Genomic DNA, 17,204 nt, shown 5'->3' on the forward strand with positions numbered 1-17,204 from the left:
GGCCGACTATTGGGCGCGCGGGTGGGCTCCGGCCCACACTTCGCGCAGCGCGTGCACGGTGACCAACGTGTAGATCTGCGTGGTCGTCACCGAGGCGTGACCGAGCAGCTCCTGCACAACGCGCACGTCGGCCCCGCCCTCGAGCAGATGCGTGGCGAACGAGTGCCGCAGCATGTGCGGCGACACCCCCGAGGTGATCCCGGCGCGCTCGGCGGCGTCCTGCAACACCTGCCATGCGCTTTGCCGCGACAGCCGTCCGCCGCGGGCGTTGAGGAAGATCGCGGCCGTTCCGCGGCCCCGGCGCGCCAGCTCCGAGCGTCCGCGCACCAGGTAGGCATCCAGCGCCTGCACGGCGGGACGCCCGATCGGCACCAGCCGCTGCTTGCCGCCCTTGCCGCGCAGCAGCACCGAGCGGGCCTGGGTGTCGATGTCGTCGACGTCGAGGCCGACGGCTTCGGAGATGCGTGATCCGGTGGAGTACAACAGCTCCAGCAGCGCCCGGTTGCGCAGCGTCAGCGGACCGTCGGACGGGCTCTCCCCGCCCGCGCCTTCGAGCAGCGCGAGCACTTCGTCGACGGTCAGGCTTTTCGGCAGCCGGCGGCCCGGGGTCGGCGGTCGCACCGCGCGCGCCACGTCCAGTTCGGTCAGCCCCTCGGCGGCGGCGAAGCGATGCAGTCCGCGCACCGCGATCAACGCCCGCGCGGCCGACACCGCCGACAAGCCCACCGCCCCGGAATCGGGATCACCGCGGCGCAGTGCGACCAGGAATTCGCTGACGTCGTCCTCGCCGACCTTGGCAAGATCGTGAATTCCACGGTCTTCCAAGTGCTTTGAATAGCGGCGCAGGTCGCGCCGGTAGGAGCTGAGCGTGTTGGCCGCTACCCCCCGCTCGATCGTCAGGTGGTCGAGATAGCCCTGCATTTGCGACTCGAGCGTCAGCGCGGTCGTCATTGCGCGGCCGCTTTTCGGGCGGCGAATGCCCGGGGCTTGTCCGGCCACGGGATGTCCACCGGGCGCGGCTGGGCCAACCCCGTTGTGACGGCATGTGCGGCCAGAATCCCGGATACGGCAAGGGAATTGACGATCTCACCGCTGAAGACGAGGCGCAGCGCCTCCTCGATCGGGATCCAGCGCGTCGTCAGGTCGGCTTCTTCGTCGTGCGCCTCCGGGCGGCCGATCTCGGTCAGACCGGTGGCCAGGAAGACCCGGACCGATTCGTCGCTGTATCCGGGCGCGGTGTCGAGGTCGACGAGGACGTGCCAGGTGTCGGCGTGCAGACCGACTTCCTCCTCGAGTTCGCGTGCCGCCGTGAGGTGGGGCGCTTCGCCCGCGAGGTCGAGCAGGCCCGCCGGCAGTTCCCATAGCCGCCGGCCGAAGGTGTGCCGGTACTGGTAGACCATCGCGATGCTGTGGTCGTCGCGCATCGGCACGATGGCTACGGCGCCGTAGTGTTCCAGCACCTCGCGCGCCGCGGTGTTGCCGCCGGGCATCCGCACCTCGTCGCGGCGCAGCGTGAAAATCTTTCCGGTGTAGAGCAGTTCGCTCGACGCCGTCTCGAAGTCATGGTCAGCCACGAGTGGCGGGTTCGGGAATCGACCGTTCGGCACTGTCCCGATGCTGGTTGCCGTTGGACGTGTGCTCAGGGATCTCCACCGGAAGCAGCTCACCTTCTTTGTAGTCGATGGCCGCGCCGACGAATGCGACGAACAGTGGATGTGGCCGGGTGGGCCGGCTCTTCAGTTCGGGGTGGGCCTGGGTACCGACGACGAACGGGTGAATGTCCGACGGGTATTCGACGAACTCCACCAGATGGCCGTCGGGCGAGGTCCCGGAGAATCGCAGCCCGCTTTCGGCGATCTTGTCACGGTAGGCGTTGTTGACCTCGTAGCGGTGCCGGTGCCGCTCGGACACCTGAGTGGCTTTATATGCTTGGGCCACAATCGAATCCGGCTCGAGCACCGCAGGATAGGCGCCCAGCCGCATGGTGCCGCCGAGGTCGGCTTCGCCGGCCACGATGTGCTCCTGATCGGCCATCGTCGAGATGACGGGATCCGGTGTGGACGGTTCGAATTCGGCCGAGTTGGCCTCGGTCAGACCGACCGAGCGAGCGGCTTCGATCACGATGCACTGCAGACCGAGGCACAAGCCGAATACCGGCAACCCGCGTGCCCGCGCATACCGGATCGCGCCGATCTTGCCCTCGATACCGCGGATGCCGAATCCGCCGGGGATCAGCACACCGTGCACGTCGGCCAGCGCTGCCGCGGCACCGGTGGCGCTCTCGCAGTCGTCGGACGGCACCCATACCATCTCGACCTTTGCGTGGTGCCGAAACCCGCCGGCGCGCAACGCCTCGGTCACCGAGAGATAGGCATCGGACAGATCAACGTACTTGCCCACCAAGGCGATTCGCACGGTTTCGTGCGGTTCGTGCACCCGGCGCAGCAGGTCGTTCCATTGGGTCCAGTCGACATCGCGGAACGGCAGGTTCAGCCGGCGCACCACGTACGCGTCGAGCTCCTCGCGGTGCAGCACCTTGGGGATGTCGTAGATCGAAGGCGCGTCCGGAGTGGAGATGACGCCGTCGATGTCGACGTCGCACATCAGCGCGATCTTGTTCTTCAACGGCTCGGGGACGTCGCGGTCGCAGCGCAGGATCAACGCGTCGGGCGTGATTCCGACGCTGCGCAGCGCGGCCACCGAGTGCTGCGTCGGCTTGGTCTTGAGTTCACCGGACGGCGCCAGGTAGGGCACCAGCGACACGTGCAGAAAGAAGACGTGCTCACGACCGAGATCGTGGCGGACCTGCCGGGCCGCCTCGAGGAAGGGCTGCGACTCGATGTCGCCGACCGTGCCGCCGATCTCGGTGATCACGACGTCCGGGCGGTTGCCGTTGGCGTCCGGTTCGGCAAGCGCCCGGATGCGCCGCTTGATCTCGTCGGTGATATGCGGGATCACCTGAACGGTGTCGCCGAGGTATTCGCCGCGGCGCTCCTTGGCGATGACGGTTGAATACACTTGTCCGGTAGTGACATTCGCGGAGCCGGACAGGTCGCGATCCAGGAATCGCTCGTAATGACCGACGTCGAGGTCGGTCTCGGCGCCGTCCTCGGTGACGAAGACCTCGCCGTGCTGGAACGGGTTCATCGTGCCCGGGTCAACGTTGAGATACGGGTCGAGCTTTTGCATCGTGACGTGCAGTCCGCGCGCGGTCAGTAGCTGTCCGAGGCTACTGGCGGTCAGACCCTTACCGAGTGAGGATGCGACACCACCGCTGACGAAGAGGTGCTTGGTGGTGGTTTGCGGATGCCTACGCACTAAAGCGACCTCCGTGAAGACGGGCAGGGCGTCGTTATCGTCGAAATTGACTAGCTGGGCCTGCCGACCCACGGAAACCCACCCTAACACCAGCAACGCGACGGCGCGGCTAACACGCCCGGCAACCGGATGGCCGACTGCGAATCGCTACTGCGCAACAGTGATCGACGTGGCGCCGTGACCGGTGCCGTACTGCCCGACATGCCCGCCATTGAGCAGGTCATGCAGGCCGAGGATCGCGGTGATCCGACCGGGCGCGGCGTCGACGTCGTCGACGGTGCTGATCGCGGAGTTGATGCCGGCGTCGGCGCGTGCGACCGCGACCGCGGCACCGCCCGTCGACGATCCGTCGCGCCCGGCCAGCAGCGTGCCCGAGCCGTGCGGCGCCAGCGCCGCGGCGAAGCGGGCCACGCTGACTCCCTGATTGCCGGCGTCTTGCGGCAGCGCGCCACCGGTGACGATCAGCGCGGCGTTGGCCGCGGCCATGTGGTCGCTGGGTTGATATGTGACGAACCCGGTCTCGCGCAGCGCCGCCAGCACGGTGTCGCGCTGCGTCTCTGTGATTTCTGGGACGGGTGGGACCGCCGGGCCGGCGTTGATCAGCATGGCGATGCCCAACAGGTCACCGGCCTGCGACCCCTGGTCGACGAGTTTGGTGCTGAGTTGCTGTCCGGCGGGCAGCACCGACGAGTTCACCACGGTCCGCAGTTTCTCCGCGGAGTTGGCGTCGACGAACTCTTGGGTCAGTGCCACCGTCCCCGTGACGGTCCCGCCGGCCTGGCCGACGATCTTCGAGACCGCAGCAACGTCGTCGTCCTTGGCGTCCGGGGTACGGAAGACGACGACGGATTTGCCTGCCAGCCCGTCGTGCACAATCCGGCCCATCAGCTGGTTGTCGAAATTGTTTGCCGCGCTGAGCTTCTCGTTGAGGACGTTCTTCTGGTCGTTGAGCCCGTCGATCTGCGTGTAGAGGTCACGCTTCTCGTCACGCAGGCTGGACAGCAGGGTGTCGGACAAGAAGCCCGAACCCAGCACGACGCCGACGGCCAACGCGAGAAAGACCGCGGCCAGCGAGAAGGCATGTTGGCGTAACGAGATCATGAGCGCACGTCCTTCGAACTGACTAAGTGATCAGGTGCTGAATCCACACGGAGAAGTGATTCCAGTAGTCGGTGGCCCAGTGCAGCACCACGCCGTCGGTGCGCGACACCCACAGCGCGACGATGACGGCGATCAGCATCGTCAGCGCCAGCAGCGCGATGGCGCCGCCCGAAATGTGGTTGCGGTAGAGGGTGGCGACAGCCTTGGCGTCGACCACCTTCTCCCCGACCCGAAGCCTGGTCAAAAACGTCGACGGGTTGCTCTGGGTGCGGGTCCGGTCGAAGAACGTCTCGATGTTGGCGGTGTGGCCGGCCGTCACCAGCAGCGCCGCGCCGTGGTGGTCGGCGAGCAGCAAGGCGAGGTCGACGGCCGAACCCGCGGCGGGGAAGGTCATCGCCCCGACCCCGAGGTCCTGGATCCGCTCCAGCCCGGGCGCGTGGCCGTCGGCGTCGGCCGGCAGCACCACGTGGGCGCCGCACTTGAGCGCCTCGGTGCTGATCTGCTCCGGGTCGCCGACGATCAGCTGCGGGCGGTAGCCCGCCTTGCGCAGCACGTCGGCGCCGCTGCCGACGCCGATGAGCACCGGCTGATACTCCTTGATGAACGGCTTCAGCGAGCGTAGGTCGTCGGCGGCACTGTCCTCGTCAGCGACGATCACCACGTGGCGGCGGCGCATGTCGATATCGACGTCGGGAATGCCGATACCGTCGATCAGCAGCGGGCTCTCGCTCTTGATGAACTCGATTGTGTTGCCCGCGAACGCCTCCAGGTGGGCAGCCAGGCCGCTCTTGGCCTCGCGCATCAGGTCGGCGATGTCGTGGTCGGTGCGCTCGGTGCCGCGGATCAGCCGACGCTCGCCTGCGTACACCCCGCCCTCATACAGGCGAACCTTGGCGCCGTCCTTGACCTTCTTGAAGATGTCCGGTCCGGTCTCGTCGATCAGCGTGACGCCGTTGTTGACCAATACCTCCGGGCCCATGTTCGGGTAGCGGCCGGAGACCGACGGCGATGCGTTCACGACGGCGGCGATGTCCGCCTCTACCAGCGCTTCGGCGGTAATCCGGTCCAGGTCCAAGACGTCGAGCACGACGATGTCACCCGGGCAGACCCGACGCAGCAGACGGTCGATGTTGCGGTCCACCCGTGCGGTGCCGGTCAGACCCGGCCGGGAAGCGTGACGTGTTAGCAGCCCTGACATCTTCATGGGGGGATTCTGTCCGTCAGGCGCGGCCGAGGGGTGGAGGCGCGCCGTAACATTAGCCCCAGAAGTTATCTAGAGTCACATCTGTAACAGGCGGATCCCGGTATGGTCTCGAGCGGGGCCACGACGGTTAGATCTCGTCGTTCTGGGCGCCGTCGAGTAGCTCCCGGGCGTGCGCGCGGCCGCTGTCGGATTCGCCCAGACCGGCCAGCATCCGCGCCAGCTCGGCGACCCGCTCGTCGTCGGTCACCCGCCGCACCACGCTGGTCCCCCGCGGCCCGGCCGGATGCACCACCAGGTGCACGTCGGCGTACGCCGCGACCTGCGGCAGGTGGGTCACCACGATGACCTGGTGAGTGCGTGCCAGCCGCGCCAGCCGCCGCCCGATCTGGACGGCCGCCCGGCCACCGACACCGGCGTCGACCTCGTCGAACACCATCGTGGTGCCCGCCGCCGATGCCGCCAGCACCACTTCCAAAGCCAGCATCACTCGGGACAGCTCACCGCCTGAGGCGCTCTTGGCCAGCGCCAGCACCGTCATGCCCCGGTGCGCGGCGAAGCCGAAGTCGACCTGGTCGATGCCGTCGCCTCCCGCGCGGGCCAGCTCGCCCGACGGCAGCGTGAGGGCGGCCGGGTCGTCCTTCTCGGTGGCGATGTCGGTGCTTACCTCGATCGTGAATTCGGCATCGGCCATCGCCAGCCCGGACAGCTCGGCGGTCACTTCTTTGGCCAGCTTCTTCGCTGCCTTGCGTCGCGCCTTACTGAGATCGATTGCGGCTTCTGCTAATTCACCGGCGAGCTCGTCGGCGCGGCGTTCCAGCGCCGCCAGCCCTTCCTCGGACACGTCGAGTTGGGCAAGCCGGTCGCGCGATGCGGCCGCCCACTGCAGCACGCCGTCAACGTCCGCGGCGTACTTGCGGGTCAGTGTCCGCAACTCGGCTTGGCGGGCCAGCTTCGATTCCAGCGCGCTGGCATCGACGGGCAGCTCTTCCAGGTAGCCGCCGAGTTCCTGGGCCGCATCGGCGACCACGGTCTGCGCCTCGCGCACCTGCTCGGCCAACGCCTGCAGCTTGGCGTCGTCGGTGGATTCCAGTGCGGCCCTTGCGCGTCCGAGAGTGTCGGCCGCGCTGCCGCCCGTCAAATCCTCGGTCGAGAGCGCCTCGCGGGCGGTGGCTGCGGCCTCGCGCAGTGTGTCTAGCTCGGAGAGCCGCACGATATCGGCGACCAGGGCGTCGTCCTCGCCGGGCTGCGGGTTTACCGCATCGATCTCGTTGAGCGCGAAGCTCAGCCGATCGGCCTCCAGCGCGAGTTCGCGCATGCGGTTGCGCCGATCGAACAGGTCGCGCCGCGCCGTCAGCCAGGCGTCGCGCACTTTGCGGTAGCGCTCCAGCGCGGCGCCGGTCTTCGCGAACCGGTCCAGCGCGCCGCGTTGCTCCTCGGGCCGCATCAGCCGCAGCTGGTCATTCTGGCCGTGCAGGGTCAGTAGCCCGGTAGTGAAGTCTCCCAACGATTTCGCGGGCACGCTGCGGCCGCCGAGATAGGCCCGGGACGGCCCGTCACGGCTGACCGAGCGCAGCGCGATCACGCTGCCGTCCTCGTCGCGTTCCGCGCCCGACGCGTCCAGCATCTCGTCCAGCTGCGCGATCGCCGCGTCGTCGAGATCGGTTGTGGTGAAACGGCCTTCGACGACCGCGCGTTCGGCACCCGAACGCACCCGGTTGGCGTCGGCGCGGGCGCCACCGAGCAGATGAAGCCCCGTCACCACCATGGTCTTGCCGGTGCCGGTCTCACCGGTCAGTACGGTCAGGCCGCGGTCGAACTCCCCGACCGCAGAGCTGATCGCACCCAGCGACTCGATGCGGATTTCGGTCAGCATTGCGTCAGCACCGCTGCGGCGCCGTTACTTTCCGCGCCAACCGGTCACGGGCAAGCGGAACTTACGCACCAGTCGGTCGGTGAACGGCGCGCTGTCCAGCCGTGCCCATTTCACCGCGGTGCCACAGCGTTTCACCTCGAGCCGCCCTCCTGCGGGTAGCACCATTTCGCGACGGCCGTCGCAGAACACCAGGGCGTCGTTGCCGCTCGCCTCGATCTCGATCGCGATCGCGGCGTCCGGGCTGGTGACCATCGGCCGACCGAACAGCGCGTGGGCGTTGTTGGGCACCACCAGGATTGCCTCGAGGTCCGGCCACAGCACCGGGCCGCCGGCGGAGAAGGCGTAGGCGGTCGATCCGGTCGGCGTCGACACCAGGACGCCGTCGCAGCCGAAGGTCGACACCGGCCGTCCCTCGATTTCGACGACCACGCCGAGCACGCCCAACCGCGGGCCCTTCTCCAGGCTGGCCTCGTTGAGCGCCCAGCCCTGATCGAGCACCTGCCCGCGATGCCGTACCGCGATGTCGAGCGTCAGGCGCTCCTCCACCCGGTAGTCCTGCGCGACCACATGTTCGAGCACCCGGTCGATGGCCTCGGCCTCGGCCTCGGCCAGAAAGCCGATGCGCCCCAGGTTGACGCCCAGCACCGGAATGTCCGCGTTACGAGCGAATTCCGCTGCACGCAGGAAGGTTCCGTCGCCGCCGAGCACCAGCACCAGCTCGCAGCCTTCCGCGGCGTCGGGCTCGGCGTCGACCACCTCGATTTCGACGCCCATCGCCCGGACGTCGTCGGGAGACAGCGGCAGCGGCCCCCGATCGACGGCCTCGGCCGACAACACGCGAAGGGCAATACCGTTGTCGCTCAACACTTTCTGTACACGCCGTGCGGTCTCGGTGGCTTCCTCGCGTCCGGTGTGCACGACCAGCAGGATGGTCCGTTCGGCGGTCATTGCGGGCCCTCGCCTACCGCGCGCTGCACCGCATCGACGAGCCCGTCGCCGGTCAACGCCCGATCGGTGTCGGCGCGCAGCCACAGGAAGTACTCGACATTGCCCGACGGCCCCGGCAGCGGACTGGCCGTGACGCCGACGGTGTGCCAACCCAGCTCGGCGGCACGTCCCGCGACGGCCAGCACCGAGTCGGCGCGCAGCGCGGGGTCGTGGACGACCCCGCCGGCACCGACCTGGCCCTTCCCGACCTCAAACTGCGGCTTCACCATGGGAACGATATCCGCGCCGGGGTTGGTGCAACCAGCCAGCGCGGGCAACACGGTGGACAGCGAGATAAACGACAGGTCAGCCACCACGAGGTCGACACGCCCGCCGATCGCCTCGGGCGACAGGTCGCGAACGTTGGTGCGCTCGACGACCATTACCCGCGAGTCAGAGCGCAGCGACCAGGCCAGCTGGCCGTAGCCGACATCGGCGGCCACCACCCCGGCGGCACCACGATCCAGCAGGACCTCGGTGAAGCCGCCGGTCGACGCGCCGGCGTCCAGACAGCGACGTCCCGCGACCGGGATCCCGAACGCGTCGAGCGCGCCGATCAGCTTGTGCGCCCCGCGCGACACCCACCGCCGCTCGCCGTCGTCGGCGACGGTCAGGGCCGCGGTCGCCGCAACGGCGGTGCCGGGCTTGACCGCGGGCATGCCGTCGATGCTGACCTTGCCGGCGCCGATCAACTCGGCGGCCTGCTGACGGGATCGCGCGAGTCCGCGCCGCACCAGCTCGGCGTCAACGCGGGCGCGTCGTGCCATGCCCGCACCTCAGCCCTTCTCCGCCGACTCCAGCGCGGCCAGCAGCACGTCATGGGCCTGCGAAAGCCGGCGTGCGATGTCTTCGAGCTCGGCGAGGGACGGCCCGGTCTCCCGGTTTTCCGGGTCGGCCAGGTCGGGCAGCTGCGCCAGCAGGTTGTCGATGTCGGCGCGAATCTGTGCGGGATCGATATTCATTGCGGTTCCACGGTAGTCATCGGCTAGTCCCCATGCACGAGAGACCAGCGCTCGAGCGCGTCGCGGGCTCGGTCGTCACCGGGTCGGATGCGCGCCGGCCGCCCTTGGAAATCGGAGTAATCGCCGCTCCACACCGCGCTGGCGACGGCCCGCACGATCGACAGCCCGTCCTCGTCGTCGTCTGCTTCGGAGGCACCCCTGGCGGTGACCGTCACCGCACCATCTGCGACGTCGATCGCCCAGCCGGGCTGCGGCCCGACCGCGAGCAGGTTGCTGCCCTGGTGCAGCGCGCGCAGGTCATGGCCGATGTAGGTGGGCCGCTGCTTGGCTACGGCATACACCGCGTCGCGCGCGCTGCTCACCCCGGTCAGCACCATCAGGCTGGGGAGCCTCGCGGCATTGGCACCCTCGATGTCGGTGTCGAGGCGGTCGCCGATCACCAGCGGCGCCTGGTAGTCCCCGCGGGCGACCGCATCGTCGAGCAGTGTCGGGGCGGGCTTTCCGGCCACCTTGGGTTCGGCGCCGGTCGCCGCCCGCAGCGCGGCCACCAGGGATCCGTTGCCCGGCAGCAGGCCCCGCTCGGTGGGCAGCGTGGCGTCGACATTGGCCGCCACCCACAACGCGCCGGCCCGAATGGCCAGGGCGGCCTCGGCGAGATCGGGCCAGCCGATCGTCATCGACAGTCCCTGGACGACCGCGACCGGGTTGTCGTCGAAGCGTCGCACTGGGCGCAGCCCGACCGCGGAGATCTCGTTGGCCAGCGAGTCGGTCCCGACGATCAGCACGGGCGAATCCGGCGGCAGCTCACCGGAAAGCAGGTGTGCGGCACTTTGGGCGCTGGTGACGACGTCGTCGCCGGTGGCGGTGAAGCCGAGGTCGCGCAGGTGGGTCGCTACTTCGTCGGCGCTGCGGGATGCGTTGTTGGTGACGAACAGCTTGCGGCTGCTTACCTCGTCGAGTGTCTGCACCGCGCCGTCGGTGGCACTGTGGCCGCGAAACACCGTGCCATCCAGATCGATGAGCAGGCAATCATATTCCTGCGCAATGCTTTTCATTTGATTGAACCCAGCATTGTCAGCCGAGCTCGCTGACCCGGTCTTCAGCATCGGTCACGCCGTCGACGTCGGCGGCCGCGGAGTGCAAAAACCATTGCAGCGCTTCGTCCTTGCGGTCGAGCGCCAGCAGGGTGTCGGCATAGGCGTAGAACAGCCGGGCGGCCGTCGTGCCGGAGCGACTCGGATCCAGTTGCGGCGTGGACAACAGGGTCAGCGCCTGTTCGAGCTGCCCGAGATCGGAGCGGGCGCCGGCGACCACGATGCGCAGCTCGTCGGCGTCATCGCCGGACAGCTGAGCCGCTTCTTCCCCGCGGGCCAGTTCGATCGCCCGCTCCGGACGGCCAAGGCCGCGTTCGCAATCCGCGATCAACGCCAGCAACGAAGACTTGCTGCCCATCCGGCGGGCGGCACGCAATTCGGACAGCGCCTGGGCCCAGTCGCCGTAGCGGTATGCGGCGATTCCGACGGCTTCGCGTATCGCGGCGATCCTGCTGGACCTGGCGCGCGCGGCACGAGCATGGTTCAGGGCGGCTTCCGGGTCTTCGTCCATCAACTCGCCGGCGGCGACCAGGTGGCGGGCCACCGCATCGGCGGTCGCGCGGTCCAGGGTGCTCAGTTCACCGCGGATTTCGGGGGCCAACTGTTTGGGGTCCACGTCGGGCGGTATCGGGGGCCCGCTGTCCGCCGGGCGATCACCGCCGCCGCCGGAGTGCCGCGGCTGGGCCGAGCGCGCCCGACCCGGTCCCGACCACCCAGACGCCGAACGCGGACGTCGTTCGCCGTTGTGACGCTGCCTGTCGTCGGCCACTCGTGTCGTTCACCTCGATTGCTCCCGTACTTCTGAAGAGGATACGGGCACCGAGGCAAGGATCTTGCTACGCCTTGAACCGGTCCGGAATCAACGGCGCGATCATCGCAGGACAGAACGTGCCGATCGCGATGATCGTGAAGATCCCCGCGTTCTTCTCGGTCATCCCGCTGCCGGTCGCCACTTCCGAGACCACCGAGTCGAACGAGCCGCCCGGCTGGATGAGCATCGGACACACCGATTGCCCCTGTGCCAGCGTCGTGGCCGGCTGAGTGACGGCAATACCGGCATTGGTCAGCGCCGACAGGAAGGTGTTGCCCGCCATGTCGGCGCGGATGGGGGCGGCCATCGTCGCGGCCGTGGCAATCAATGCCGTGGTCAGCGCCATAAATCCGCAGGCTTTCGCCTGTACGCCGACCCGTAAGGTCCCCTGGTAAGCCATTGATTGCGCCGTCATCTCTCGCTTCTCGTCGATTGTTCGCGGCTGCGCAAAATCACTGTGACTACAGTGGCCAACGAGTGTCACGTTTAGGACACGGCCAGGTAAAGGTTTGCACACCAACGCGTTTTGCTCCGAATGTCTTGACAACCTCGGGCGCAATATGTTGCGCCGCTGAGCGCCCACCGGCGACGGTCGAGCAGCCCGGTCCACTAAATCACTTGTCGCACAGGCGATTTGAGATCACTAGCGCCGGCGTGCCCGACGGCGCTGTCCCCCGAATGGGGGACAAGGGATTTCCACCCCCAATTCCACCGGTTGAGGGATACCCGCGAGCCGTCCATCCGGGAAAACTAGATCTCACAGCGGGGATCTCGTCGCTCCTTCCAAACGAGGCTCCCCTCCTCTCATATCGGCTTCCCCTCCGATTGACGAGATCTCCGCTGAATACTTCTCCTAGACCTTTTCGATCCCGGCGATATTGCGCTTGCCGCGACGCAATACCAGCCACCGGCCGTAGAGGAAATCCGAGTCCTGCGGGGACCATTCGTCGCTGTCGACCCGAATGTTGTTGACCGAAACGCCGCCCTCGCCGATCGTGCGTCGCGCGGCGCCCTTGCTGGCCGAGAGGCCGCTGGCCACCAACAGGTCGACGATCCCGTCCGGCCCGCCGGGTTTGAGCTCGGCGACCGACGTTTCGCGCAGCGCGGCGGCCAGCGTCGCTTCGTCGAGACGGTCCAGCTCGCCCTGGCCGAACAGCGCCTTGCTGGCGTGTTCGACGGCCGCGGTGGCCGCCTCGCCATGCACCAAGACGGTGAGTTCGGTGGCCAACCGCCGCTGGGCGGCGCGTTGTTGCGGACGCTCGGCGGTGGCCTGTTCCAGCTCGGCCAGCTCCTCGGCGGACAAGAAGGTGAACCACCGCAGGTACCGAATCACGTCGGCGTCGGCAGTGTTGACGAAGTACTGGTACCAGGCATACGGGCTGGTCAGCTGCGGGTCCAGCCACAAGTTGCCGCCGCCGGTGGATTTGCCGAACTTGGTGCCGTCGGCCGCCGTCACCAGCGGGACCGTCAGTGCGTGCACCGTCGCGCCCAGCTTCTGGCGTACCAGCCGAACCCCGGCGATGATGTTGCCCCATTGATCCGAGCCGCCGATCTGCAGCGCGCAGCCGTGGCGCCGGTGCAGTTCGACGTAGTCGTTGGCCTGCAACAGCATGTAGCTGAACTCGGTGTAGGAGATCCCGTCGCCGTCGAGCCGCCGCCTGATGGTGTCGCGATCCAGCATCACGTTGACCGAGAAGTGCTTGCCGAGATCGCGCAGGAACTCGATCGCCGACATCTGGCCCGTCCACTCCAGGTTGTCGGCGACGATCGCGCCGGTGGGTGAGTCTCCGGAATCCGAGAAGTCGACGAAGCGTTCCAGCTGTCCGCGAATCCGTTCGGTCCATTCGGCGACGGTGCCGGCCTCGTTGAGACTGCGCTCACCGACCTCACGCGGGTCGCCGATCATGCCGGTCGCCCCGCCCGCGAGCACGATGGGACGGTGCCCGGCACGCTGAAAACGCCGGAGTGCCAGCAGCGGCACCAGGTGTCCCGCGTGCAGGCTCGGCGCGGTGGGGTCGAAGCCGGCGTACACCGTCAGCGGTCCGCGCTGCACTTCGGCGGCCAGGGCGTCGAGGTCGGTGGACTGTGCGATCAGTCCACGCCAGCCCAGCTCGTCGAGGATCATGGGGTAAGAATCTAGTCGCTGGCGCCCGGGGCGGGTGCCCGCGGACTTCGCCGGTACGCCGAGACTTCCGGTCGACCGGCAAGCCACAGCCGCCACGGCCGGTCGGCGGCCTGGCTGACGCCCACCCGCGGTCCCGCCACCGCGCCATCGGTCGGGCTCAACGCCAGCGACACCGGGCTGTCCGGGTCGAACAGGTCAATCCCGTTGTCGGACATCGTAATTCCTAACGCCGCGCAGAGATTGCCCGGGCCGCGCGCCAGCGCGGTGGTACGGATGGCCTCCCCGCGGCGGCCCTGTGCGATGTCGACGCCGTCCTCGATCACGGCGGCGCGCAGCAGCACCGCGGCGGCCGTGCCGTCGGGTCCGCACGAGACGTTGGCGCAGGTGTGGATCCCGTGGCTGAGGTAGGTGTACAGGTGCCCCGGCGGCCCGAACATCACCGCGTTGCGGCCGCTGGGGCCCCGGTAGGAATGCGCCGCCGCGTCCGGCCACGGCCCGTCGGGAACCCCGCCATAGGCCTCCACCTCGACGACCACCGCGCGTACGCCCCGGCCGGTGAGGGTGGCGCCGAGTAGCCGGTGCGCCGCCGCGACCGGGTCGACTACCAGCTCGCGTGCACCCACCCACCGAACCTACCGAGCGCCCGAACATGGCAAACTCCCGGTTGCCGCGTGGCGAAGGAGCCCAGACAATGCATGCAATCGACCCCGCCGCCACCGCGTGGCTGCTGGCCAGTACCGCACTGGTCCTGTTGATGACCCCCGGCCTGGCGATTTTCTACGGCGGGATGGTCCGCACCACCGGGGTGCTCAACATGATGATGATGAGCTTCGTCTCGATCCCGCTTGTCACGGTGACCTGGCTACTTGTCGGCTACACGCTCGCGTTCTCCGAGGACGGCGCGGGCGGGTTCATCGGTAACCTCAGTCATCTCGGGATGCTCGGCATTACGCCCGATAGCCTGCACGGCACGGTTCCCGAACTGCTCTATGCGACGTTCCAACTGACCTTCGCGATCATCACGGCAGCCTTGGTCAGTGGTGCGATCGCCGACCGCGCCAAGTTCGCCGCCTGGATGGTGTTCGTTCCGATTTGGGCGATTGTCGTGTATTCGGTTGTCGCGCACTGGGTATGGGGTCCCGGCGGCTGGCTGGCCAAGCTCGGCGTGCTCGACTACGCGGGCGGCCTGGTCGTCGAGATCGTCTCGGGTTCCTCGGCGCTGGCGCTGGCGCTGGTGCTCGGACCCCGCATCGGCTTCAAAAAAGACGCCATGCGACCGCACAATCTGCCGTTGCTCTTTGTCGGTGTCGGACTGCTGTGGTTCGGTTGGTTCGGGTTCAACGCCGGTTCCGCGTTGGCCGCCAACGGAACTGCCGCGGCCATCTTCCTCAACACACTCGTCGCCGGCTGCCTCGGCATGCTCGGCTGGCTGACGGTCGAGCAGATCCGCGACGGCAGGCCCACGACGTTCGGCGCGGCATCCGGTGTGGTGGCCGGCCTCGTCGCGATCACCCCGTCGTGCGGCACCGTCAACACGCTCGGCGCCGTGGCCGTCGGTCTGGCCGCGGGCGTCGTGTGCGCGTTCGCGGTCACCGCGAAATTGCGCTTCAACTATGACGATTCACTCGACGTCGTCGGTGTGCACTTCGTCGGCGGAGTGATCGGGGTCTTCCTGATCGGGCTGCTGGCCACGGCCGTCATGACGTCGGGCCCGCAGGGCCTGTTCTACGGGGGCGGCTTCGGCCAGTTGGGCAAGCAGGCGCTCGCGATCGTCGTCGTCGCGGTCTACGCGTTCGCGGTGACGTTCGTCCTCGCGAAGGTGATCGAGCGGACGATGGGCTTCCGGCTCAGCCCTGAAGAAGAGACGACGGGCGTCGACTTCACGCAGCACGCCGAGACCGCCTACGCCGAAGGCGTGCACGGTCATCTGCCGTTGCGCCGCCCCGGCTCCCCCAGCTGACCGGAGCCATGCGCCCGTAGTCACATGGGTCACGCCTGTACCGCGACCTGACCATGAGGTCCTTTTCGTTTGCGATATCGCCGGTGATATCGCTTCTGAAAAGTGTCTCGTGGTCGCCTGGCCGTGGCGAAGCCGTCAGGTCGCGGCGTTCGTCGAGCAGGTCGTCTGAGCGACCCAATGGAGGGCCCGACCCGCCAAGCTCACGACAAACAAGCCCTTGACACTTGCGCCCGGGAGGCGGATATTCATCACATGATGATTTCATCTCGTGATGAATTAATCGCCCGCGGCAGCGAGGTCGCCATCGACATCGACCATCTCCGCGTCATCCGCGGCAAACGCCCAGCGCTGCATGACTTTTCGGTGCAGATCGGGAAGGGCAGCATCACCGGCCTGCTCGGTCCGTCCGGCTGCGGCAAGACCACGCTGATCCGGAGCATCGTCGGCACGCAGATCGTGACGTCGGGAACCGTGACAGTGCTCGGCAGCCCGGCCGGCTCCCCCGAGCTGCGCCGCCGCGTCGGCTACCTGCCCCAAGACCCGACCATCTACAACGACCTGCGGATCGTCGACAACGTTCGCTACTTCGCGGCGCTATACGGTTTCGACGGCCAGGCCGCCGACCACGCGATCGAGCGGGTCGGGCTGACCGATCATCGGACCGCGTACTGCGCCAACCTCTCCGGCGGCCAGCGCACCCGGGTGTCGCTGGCCTGCGCACTGGTCTGCCAGCCGGAGTTGCTGGTGCTCGACGAGCCCACGGTCGGGCTCGACCCCGTGCTGCGCGCGGACCTCTGGGACCAGTTCAACGACCTCGCCCACGCCGGGACCACCCTGCTGGTCTCGAGTCACGTGATGGACGAAGCCGATCACTGCAAAGACCTATTGCTGATGCGGGACGGGAACTTGATCGCCCACACCACGCCGACCCAACTACGAGAGGACACCGGATGCACGTCACTGGAGGACGCGTTTCTGTCCATCATCAAGCGCAACATCATGCGCGAAGCCGGTTAGGGCTCAAGGGGTACACGGCCACCACGACGCGGATACTGCGTCAGCTGGCCTCCGATCACCGCAGTGTCGCGATGATCCTCGCGGTCCCGGTTCTGGTTATCACGTTGATGTACTTCATGTTTCACAACGCCCGCCACTTGCCGGGCACGCCGTCGCCGTTCAACAATGCCTGCCTGATTTTGTTGGGCCTTTTCCCGCTGTTCGTGATGTTCATCATCACCGCGATCACCATGCAACGCGAACGGGCCTCGGGCACGCTGGAGCGCATTCTGACCACTCCCCTGCGCCGGCTCGACCTGCTGATCGCCTACGGAACCGCCTTCTCGATCGCCGCGGCGGCCCAGGCTACGGTGGCGTGCACCGTGTCGTTCTGGTTCCTCGGCTTCGACACCAAGGGCAGCTGGGTGTGGGTGTTCGTGATCGCGATCGTCAACGCGGTGCTGGGCGTCGGCCTGGGCTTGCTGTGTAGTGCGTTCGCGCGCACCGAGTTTCAAGCCGTGCAGTTCATCCCGCTGGTGATGGTGCCGCAGCTGCTGCTGGCCGGCATCATCGTCCCGCGGGCGCTGATGCCAGACTGGCTGCAATGGATCAGCAATGTCATGCCGGCCAGCTACGCGTTGGAAGCTCTGCAACAGGTCAATTCGCATACCGAACTGACCGGCGTCGCGGTGCGCGACATCGTCGTGGTGGCGGGATCTGCGTTCGCGGCGCTGTGCCTGGCCGCGGCGACACTGCGGCGACGGACGCCATAA

17 protein-coding genes are annotated in these 17,204 nt (G+C 67.8%); 3 read left to right on the top strand and 14 right to left on the bottom strand.

What is annotated here, in order from left to right:
- Nucleotides 1-6: 6 nt before the first annotated feature.
- The 14 genes from xerD to SKC41_RS19795 form a co-directional block, all read right to left on the bottom strand.
- Nucleotides 7-951: a site-specific tyrosine recombinase XerD gene (gene xerD, locus SKC41_RS19730; RefSeq protein WP_330979355.1), complete on the bottom strand. Its 945-nt coding sequence runs from the start codon at nucleotides 949-951 to the stop codon at nucleotides 7-9.
- On the bottom strand, nucleotides 948-1,574 hold the full coding sequence (locus tag SKC41_RS19735; RefSeq protein ID WP_330979356.1) for an NUDIX hydrolase: 627 nt from the start codon (nucleotides 1,572-1,574) through the stop codon (nucleotides 948-950). Before SKC41_RS19735 ends, xerD begins: the two co-directional genes overlap by 4 nt.
- A complete protein-coding gene (locus SKC41_RS19740; RefSeq protein WP_330979569.1) occupies nucleotides 1,567-3,318 on the bottom strand; it encodes a CTP synthase in 1,752 nt (583 codons plus the stop codon). The genes SKC41_RS19735 and SKC41_RS19740 overlap by 8 nt, the downstream gene beginning before the upstream one ends.
- Nucleotides 3,319-3,465: 147 nt before the next feature.
- Nucleotides 3,466-4,419, bottom strand: a complete 954-nt coding sequence (locus SKC41_RS19745) for a copper transporter (RefSeq protein ID WP_330979357.1) — start codon at nucleotides 4,417-4,419, stop codon at nucleotides 3,466-3,468.
- Between the two features lie 22 nt (nucleotides 4,420-4,441).
- Nucleotides 4,442-5,623: a putative cytokinetic ring protein SteA gene (gene steA / locus SKC41_RS19750; protein ID WP_330979358.1), complete on the bottom strand. Its 1,182-nt coding sequence runs from the start codon at nucleotides 5,621-5,623 to the stop codon at nucleotides 4,442-4,444.
- Nucleotides 5,624-5,750: 127 nt separating this feature from the next.
- A complete protein-coding gene (gene recN / locus SKC41_RS19755; RefSeq protein WP_330979359.1) occupies nucleotides 5,751-7,496 on the bottom strand; it encodes a DNA repair protein RecN in 1,746 nt (581 codons plus the stop codon).
- Nucleotides 7,497-7,520: 24 nt separating this feature from the next.
- Nucleotides 7,521-8,444, bottom strand: coding sequence for an NAD kinase (locus SKC41_RS19760; RefSeq protein WP_330979360.1), 924 nt, complete (start codon nucleotides 8,442-8,444; stop codon nucleotides 7,521-7,523).
- A complete protein-coding gene (locus SKC41_RS19765; RefSeq protein WP_330979361.1) occupies nucleotides 8,441-9,250 on the bottom strand; it encodes a TlyA family RNA methyltransferase in 810 nt (269 codons plus the stop codon). The genes SKC41_RS19760 and SKC41_RS19765 overlap by 4 nt, the downstream gene beginning before the upstream one ends.
- A 9-nt stretch (nucleotides 9,251-9,259) precedes the next feature.
- The gene (locus SKC41_RS19770; protein WP_090601765.1) at nucleotides 9,260-9,445 is read right to left on the bottom strand and encodes a hypothetical protein; all 186 of its coding nucleotides are present in this window, start codon (nucleotides 9,443-9,445) and stop codon (nucleotides 9,260-9,262) included.
- A gap of 23 nt (nucleotides 9,446-9,468) precedes the next feature.
- Nucleotides 9,469-10,500 carry an HAD-IIA family hydrolase gene (locus SKC41_RS19775; RefSeq protein WP_330979362.1) on the bottom strand — a complete coding sequence of 344 codons (1,032 nt, stop codon included), beginning with the start codon at nucleotides 10,498-10,500 and terminating at the stop codon, nucleotides 9,469-9,471.
- 19 nt (nucleotides 10,501-10,519) lie between these two features.
- The gene (locus SKC41_RS19780) at nucleotides 10,520-11,308 is read right to left on the bottom strand and encodes a tetratricopeptide repeat protein (protein ID WP_330979363.1); all 789 of its coding nucleotides are present in this window, start codon (nucleotides 11,306-11,308) and stop codon (nucleotides 10,520-10,522) included.
- A 67-nt stretch (nucleotides 11,309-11,375) separates the two neighbouring features.
- On the bottom strand, nucleotides 11,376-11,696 hold the full coding sequence (locus tag SKC41_RS19785) for a DUF732 domain-containing protein (protein ID WP_330979364.1): 321 nt from the start codon (nucleotides 11,694-11,696) through the stop codon (nucleotides 11,376-11,378).
- Nucleotides 11,697-12,203: 507 nt separating this feature from the next.
- Nucleotides 12,204-13,475: a tyrosine--tRNA ligase gene (gene tyrS / locus SKC41_RS19790; RefSeq protein WP_330979365.1), complete on the bottom strand. Its 1,272-nt coding sequence runs from the start codon at nucleotides 13,473-13,475 to the stop codon at nucleotides 12,204-12,206.
- Between the two features lie 11 nt (nucleotides 13,476-13,486).
- Complete coding sequence (locus SKC41_RS19795) at nucleotides 13,487-14,098, bottom strand: DNA-3-methyladenine glycosylase (RefSeq protein ID WP_330979366.1); 612 nt, start codon at nucleotides 14,096-14,098, stop codon at nucleotides 13,487-13,489.
- Nucleotides 14,099-14,166: 68 nt separating this feature from the next.
- Between SKC41_RS19795 and SKC41_RS19800 the strand changes: the two genes are divergently transcribed.
- The 3 genes from SKC41_RS19800 (at nucleotide 14,167) to SKC41_RS19810 (ending at nucleotide 17,204) form a co-directional block, all read left to right on the top strand.
- Nucleotides 14,167-15,435 carry an ammonium transporter gene (locus SKC41_RS19800; protein WP_330979367.1) on the top strand — a complete coding sequence of 423 codons (1,269 nt, stop codon included), beginning with the start codon at nucleotides 14,167-14,169 and terminating at the stop codon, nucleotides 15,433-15,435.
- A gap of 252 nt (nucleotides 15,436-15,687) precedes the next feature.
- The gene (locus tag SKC41_RS19805; protein ID WP_330979368.1) at nucleotides 15,688-16,452 is read left to right on the top strand and encodes an ABC transporter ATP-binding protein; all 765 of its coding nucleotides are present in this window, start codon (nucleotides 15,688-15,690) and stop codon (nucleotides 16,450-16,452) included.
- Entirely contained in the window at nucleotides 16,386-17,204 is an 819-nt protein-coding gene (locus tag SKC41_RS19810; RefSeq protein WP_330979369.1) for an ABC transporter permease, read from the top strand. The genes SKC41_RS19805 and SKC41_RS19810 overlap by 67 nt, the downstream gene beginning before the upstream one ends.

This window comes from Mycobacterium sp. 050128 (assembly GCF_036409155.1).
Lineage (GTDB): Bacteria > Actinomycetota > Actinomycetes > Mycobacteriales > Mycobacteriaceae > Mycobacterium.

Excerpts from the sequence above, each read along its gene's own strand:
- SKC41_RS19770 (WP_090601765.1), bottom strand. The coding sequence starts at position 9,445 with ATGAATATCGATCCCGCACAGATTCGCGCCGACATCGACAACCTGCTG.
- SKC41_RS19745 (WP_330979357.1), bottom strand. The coding sequence starts at position 4,419 with ATGATCTCGTTACGCCAACATGCCTTCTCGCTGGCCGCGGTCTTTCTC.
- SKC41_RS19810 (WP_330979369.1), top strand. The coding sequence starts at position 16,386 with ATGCACGTCACTGGAGGACGCGTTTCTGTCCATCATCAAGCGCAACAT.
- xerD (WP_330979355.1), bottom strand. The coding sequence starts at position 951 with ATGACGACCGCGCTGACGCTCGAGTCGCAAATGCAGGGCTATCTCGAC.
- recN (WP_330979359.1), bottom strand. The coding sequence starts at position 7,496 with ATGCTGACCGAAATCCGCATCGAGTCGCTGGGTGCGATCAGCTCTGCG.
- steA (WP_330979358.1), bottom strand. The coding sequence starts at position 5,623 with ATGAAGATGTCAGGGCTGCTAACACGTCACGCTTCCCGGCCGGGTCTG.
- SKC41_RS19800 (WP_330979367.1), top strand. The coding sequence starts at position 14,167 with ATGCATGCAATCGACCCCGCCGCCACCGCGTGGCTGCTGGCCAGTACC.
- tyrS (WP_330979365.1), bottom strand. The coding sequence starts at position 13,475 with ATGATCCTCGACGAGCTGGGCTGGCGTGGACTGATCGCACAGTCCACC.
- SKC41_RS19765 (WP_330979361.1), bottom strand. The coding sequence starts at position 9,250 with ATGGCACGACGCGCCCGCGTTGACGCCGAGCTGGTGCGGCGCGGACTC.
- SKC41_RS19785 (WP_330979364.1), bottom strand. The coding sequence starts at position 11,696 with ATGGCGCTGACCACGGCATTGATTGCCACGGCCGCGACGATGGCCGCC.
- SKC41_RS19775 (WP_330979362.1), bottom strand. The coding sequence starts at position 10,500 with ATGAAAAGCATTGCGCAGGAATATGATTGCCTGCTCATCGATCTGGAT.
- SKC41_RS19760 (WP_330979360.1), bottom strand. The coding sequence starts at position 8,444 with ATGACCGCCGAACGGACCATCCTGCTGGTCGTGCACACCGGACGCGAG.
- SKC41_RS19805 (WP_330979368.1), top strand. The coding sequence starts at position 15,688 with ATGATGATTTCATCTCGTGATGAATTAATCGCCCGCGGCAGCGAGGTC.